Annotated in this window: 1 protein-coding gene; it reads right to left on the bottom strand. The window is 77.6% G+C overall.

Annotated elements, in window-relative coordinates; all coding sequences use genetic code 11:
* Nucleotides 1-5,254, bottom strand: a 5,254-nt coding sequence (locus AXW62_RS33950) for a type I polyketide synthase (RefSeq protein WP_159061020.1), incomplete at both ends; no start/stop codon positions are given.

The following is a 5,254-nucleotide window of genomic DNA, read 5'->3' as shown; positions in this document are numbered from 1 at the left end:
GGGCAGGCCGCCGGGCCCGGCCGCGTCGTCGGCCGGTGTCACGATCCGCAGGCCGGCTCCGGCCGCGGTGGCCGCTCCGGCCGGCAGCGGCTGCCAGTCGAGTGCGTACAGGGCGCCGCCGCCCGGGGTGACGGCCGTCAGGCCGGCGGCGGGGACCGGTCGCATCAGCAGCGAGTCGACGGCGGCCACCGGGCGGCCCGCGGGGTCGGTCGCGGTAACGCTCACCGCGTCGCCGCCCGCCGGGGCGACGCGCACGCGCAGGGTGGTGGCCCCGGCCGCCGGTACGCGGACGCCGGACCACGTGAACGGCAGTCGCACCGTGCCGGCCCCGGTGGCCGGGGTACGCAGCAGCTCCGCGTGGAGGGCCGCGTCCAGCAGGGCGGGGTGGACGGCGTAACGGCGGGCGTCGGCGTGGTGGGCCTGGTCGAGGGCGACTTCGGCGTACATCTCGTCGCCCAGGCGCCAGGCGGCGCGCAACCCCCGGAAGGCGGGCCCGTATCCGTAGCCGTCGGCTTCCCGGTCGGCGTAGAAGGCGGTCACGTCGACCGGTTCCGCGCCGGGCGGGGGCCAGGCGGCGGGCGGCCGCGGGCTGGGGGCGGCCGTGGTCAGGGAGCCGGTGGCGTGCCGGGTCCAGGGCTCGTCGTCACCGGTGTCCGGGCGGGCGTGCACGTCGACGGGGCGCGTCCGGTGGGCGTCGAGCGCGCCGACGGTGACCCGGAGCTGGACCGCCGTCCCCTCGGGCAGCAGCAGCGGCCGCTCGACGGTCAGCTCCTCGATACCGGAGCAGCCCACCTCGTCCCCGGCCCGAAGGGCCACTTCGACGTAGGCGGTGCCGGGCATGAGCGCGGTGCCGCCGACGGCGTGGTCGGCCAGCCAGGCGGGCGAACGCGGCGAGAGGCGGCCGGTGAGCACGGTCCGGTCGCCGTCGACCGCGGTCAGGACGGCGCCGAGCAGGGGGTGGTCGGCGGGGGCGAGTCCGGCGGCCGCGACGTCGGAGGGGCCGGTCTCCGGGGACAGCCAGTGGTGGCGCCGCTGGAAGGGGTAGGTGGGCAGGTCGGCCCGGCGTGCCCCGGTGCCGTCCAGGGGCGCGTCCCAGTCCACGGAGAGCCCGCGTACGTGCGCCTCGGCGAGCGAACGCAGGAAGCGTTCCCGGCCGCCCTCGCCGCGGCGCAGGGTGCCCACGGCGGCGGGCTGGTGGCCGGTCTCGTCGGCGGTGTCCAGCAGGGCCGACAGCAGCAGGGGGTGCGGGCTGCACTCGACGAACGCGCGGTGCCCGTGGCCGAGCAGGGCGACCACGGCGGCCTGGAAGTCCACCGGCTCGCGGGCGTTGCGGAACCAGTAGCCGGGGTTGAGGTCGTCGGCGCCCAGCGGGCCACCGGTCACCGTGGAGTAGAGGGCGATCCGCGGCGGGTGGTGGGGGATGCCGTCGAGCAACTCGCGCAGGGGCTCGCGCAGCGGCTCGACCAGGGCGCAGTGCGAGGCGCCCGCGCGGACCACGACGCGGGCGCGGATGCCGTCCGCCTTGCAGTCGGCGACGAAGCGCTCGATCTCGTCGGGCTCCCCCGCGACGGTCACGGCGGCCGGCCCATTGACGACGGCGAGGTCGACGGGCGCGTTCCGCTCGGCGATACGGCGGCGCACACCGTCGGCGGAGAGCTCGACCGCGGCCATCATGCCGCGTCCCGGCAGCTCCTGCGCGAACAGGCGGCTGCGGCGCACCACGACGGTAGCGGCGTCCTCCAGGGTGAGCACACCGGCGACGCAGGCGGCGGCCAGTTCGCCCTGCGAGTGGCCGACGACCGCGGCGGGGCGTACGCCGTGCGCCTCCCACAGGGCGGCGAGCGAGACCATGACGGAGAACAGCACCGGCTGGGCCACGTCGCTGTGTTGCTGGTCGGCGGCGCCCTCCCGGCCGAGCACGGTGTCGAGCAGGGACCAGCCGACGAGGGGGTCGATCACCGCGGCGCACTCGCGCAGCTTGTCGGCGAACGCCGGGGCCTGCTCGTACAGCGCGTTGGCCATGCCCGGCCACTGCGATCCGTGGCCGGGGAAGACGAAGGCGACCCGGCCGTGGTCGGCGGCGGTGCCGTGCACGACGCCCGCGGCCGGGGTGTCGGTGGCCAGCGCCTGAAGGGCGGCCGCGAAGCCGTCGTGGCCGGTGGCCACGGCGACGGCGCGGTGCGGGAAGTCGGCGCGGCCGTGGGCGAGCGAGAACGCCACGTCGGCGGGGTTGGTGCCGGGGTGGGCGGCGAGGTGGTCGAGCAGCTGGGCGGCCTGGGCCCGCAGCGCCGCGGGCGTCTTCGCGGACAGCGGCCAGGCCACGGGCCCCGCCGCGGCGCGGGGCGGTTCGAGGTCGGCCGGCGGGGGCGCCTCCTCCAGGATCAGGTGGGCGTTGGTGCCGCTGATGCCGAACGACGACACGCCCGCCCGGCGCGGTCGTCCCTCGCCGCCGGCCCAGTCGACGGGCTCGGTCAGCAGACGGACCGTGCCCGCGCTCCAGTCGACGCTCGGGGACGGCACGTCGGCGTGCAGGGTGCGGGGCAGCACGCCGTGGCGCAGTGCCATGGTCATCTTGATGACGCCGGCCACCCCCGCGGCCGACTGGGTGTGCCCGATGTTCGACTTCAGCGAGCCGAGCCACAGCGGGCGGCCCTCGGGGCGGTCCTGGCCGTAGGTCTCCAGCAGTGCGTTCGCCTCGATGGGGTCGCCGAGCCGGGTGCCGGTGCCGTGGGCCTCGACCGCGTCGACGTCGGCGCCGGTCAGGTTCGCGGTGCGCAGGGCCGCCCGGATGACGTGGCGCTGCGCGGCACCGTTCGGGGCGGTCAGCCCGTTGGACGCGCCGTCGGAGTTGATGGCCGAGCCGCGGAGCACGGCCAGGACGGGATGGCCGTGGCGGCGGGCGGCGGAGAGACGTTCCAGGACGAGCATGCCGGCGCCCTCGGCCCAGCCGGTGCCGTCGGCGGCGGCGGAGAACGCCTTCGACCGGCCGTCGGGCGACAGTCCGCCGAGCCGGCTCAGCTCGGCGAAGACGCCCGCCGTCGGCATGACGGTCACCCCGCCCGCGAGGGCGAGCGCGCACTCGCCCGCGCGCAGTGAGCGGGCCGCGGTGTGCAGGGCCACGAGCGACGCCGAGCAGGCGGTGTCCACGGTGACGGCGGGTCCGCGCAGGCCGAGGACGTAGGCGATCCGCCCGGACGCGACGCTGGGGGTGGTGCCGGTGTAGAGGTAGCCGTCGGAGCCGTCGCTGTCTTCGCCCATGCGCGGCCCGTACTCCTGGAAGGTGGCGCCGACGAAGACGCCGGTGTCGCTGTCGCGCAGCGAGCCGGGGTCGATGCCCGAGCGCTCCAGGGACTCCCAGGAGGTCTCCAGAAGCAGCCGCTGCTGCGGGTCGAGCGCGGCGGCCTCGCGGGGGCTGATGCCGAAGAACGCGGCGTCGAACTCCGCGATGCCGGCCAGGAAGCCGCCCTCGCGCACGTACGAGGAGCCGCGACGCCGCGGGTCGGGGTCGTAGAGCCGGTCGACGTCCCAGCCGCGGTCGGTGGGGAACGGGCCGATCGCGTCCACGCCGTCGGCCACGATCCGCCACAGGTCCTCGGGGGACCGGACGCCGCCGGGGAAGCGGCAGGCCATGCCGACGATGACCACCGGGTCGTCGTCCGCGCCCCCGCTCTCGGCGGCTGCCGGGAGCTCGTCGGCGGCTGCCGGGGGCTCGTCGGCGGTGCCGGCGCCCGTCGAGAGGTGGCGGGCGAGCCGGCCGGGCGTGGGGTACTCGAAGACCAGGGTCTCCGGGAGGGCGCGGCCGGTGGCGGCGGCCAGCCGGTCGCGCAGCTCCACGGCGATGATCGAGGTGACGCCGATGTCGCGGAAGGCCGCGTCGGCCGGGATCTCGCCGGGGGCGTCGGAGCCGATGACGGCGGCGGTGTGGCGCCGCACCAGGTCCAGCGGGTCCTCGGCCGGCCGTGCGTGACGCCGGTCCGCGTCCGCGGAGGGCGTCGGGGGCGCCGCGGACGCGGGCGCGGCCTGGGCGGTCCTCCCCGAAGTGGCCCCGGCGGAGGCGGCAGGCCCCGGTGGGGACGCGGACCGGGCGGCCGGGGTGGCCTGCCCGGTTCCGGACCCGGCGGGGGCAGCCGCCTCCGATACCGGCGCGGCCGGGCCGCGGTCCCCGGGTACGGGCGCGGCCACAGCGGTCTCTTCGGGTACGGCGCCCGCTTCGGGTACGGCCCCGCCCGAAGCCGCCTGCCCGGCGGCGGACGCCGCGGGCAGCCAGTGCCGGCGGCGGCGGAACGCGTAGGTGGGCAGGGCGACATGGCCGCCGCGCCCGGTCAGCGCCGTCAGGTCCACCTCGGCGCCGGCCACATGCAGCCCCGCCAGGGCCTCCACCAGCGTCTCGGGCTCGGGGCGGCCGGCGCGCAGGGCGCCGAGGAAGCGGCGGCCCTCGGGGACGGTGGAGCGGGCCGCGGCGGTGAGCACCGTGTCGGGCCCCAGCTCCAGATAGGTGGTGACCCCGGCCGCGTCCAGGCGGCGCACACCGTCGGCGAACCGGACGCTGTCCCGCACGTGCCGCACCCAGTACGCGGGGTCGCACAGCTCGGCTGCGGTGGCGATGTCGCCGGTGAGGTCGGAGACGACGGGCAGCCGCGGCGGCGCGTAGGACAGGGACTCCGCGACCGTCCGGAAGGCGTCCAGCATCCCCTCCATGCGGGGCGAGTGGAACGCGTGGCTGACCCGCAGCCGGCGGGTCCTGCGGCCCTCGGCACGCCACCGCTCGGCGAGCCCGTCGACGGCCTCGGCGTCACCGGAGATCACCACGGCGCGCGGCCCGTTGACCGCGGCGACGGACACCCGGTCCGTCAGGCCGTCGTGGTCCAGGGCCGCCCTGACCTCGTCCTCGCCGGCCTCGACGGCCGCCATCGCGCCGCCGCCGGGCAGCGCCTGCATGAGCCGCCCGCGGGCGGCGACCAGGGCGCAGGCGTCCGGCAGCGTCAGCACGCCGGCGACGTGTGCCGCGGCCAGCTCGCCGATGGAGTGTCCGAGCAGCAGGGCGGGCCGTACGCCGAGGCCGGTGACGAACCGGTGGAGCGCGACCTCGATGGCGAACAGACCGGGCTGGGCGTACTCGGTACGGTGTACGGCCTCGGCGTCGGGCGAGCCGGGACCGGCCCACAGCACCTCGCGCAGCGGACGGTCGAGCAGGGTGTCGAAGTGCGCGCAGACCTCGTCGAAGGCGGCGGCGAAGGCGGGGTGGGCGGCGTAC

The organism is Streptomyces hygroscopicus subsp. hygroscopicus (genome assembly GCF_001553455.1).
GTDB classification, from domain to species: Bacteria; Actinomycetota; Actinomycetes; order Streptomycetales; family Streptomycetaceae; genus Streptomyces; species Streptomyces hygroscopicus.
Note: the sequence above shows the minus strand (reverse complement) of the source record. Positions and strands in the feature narration are given on the sequence as shown.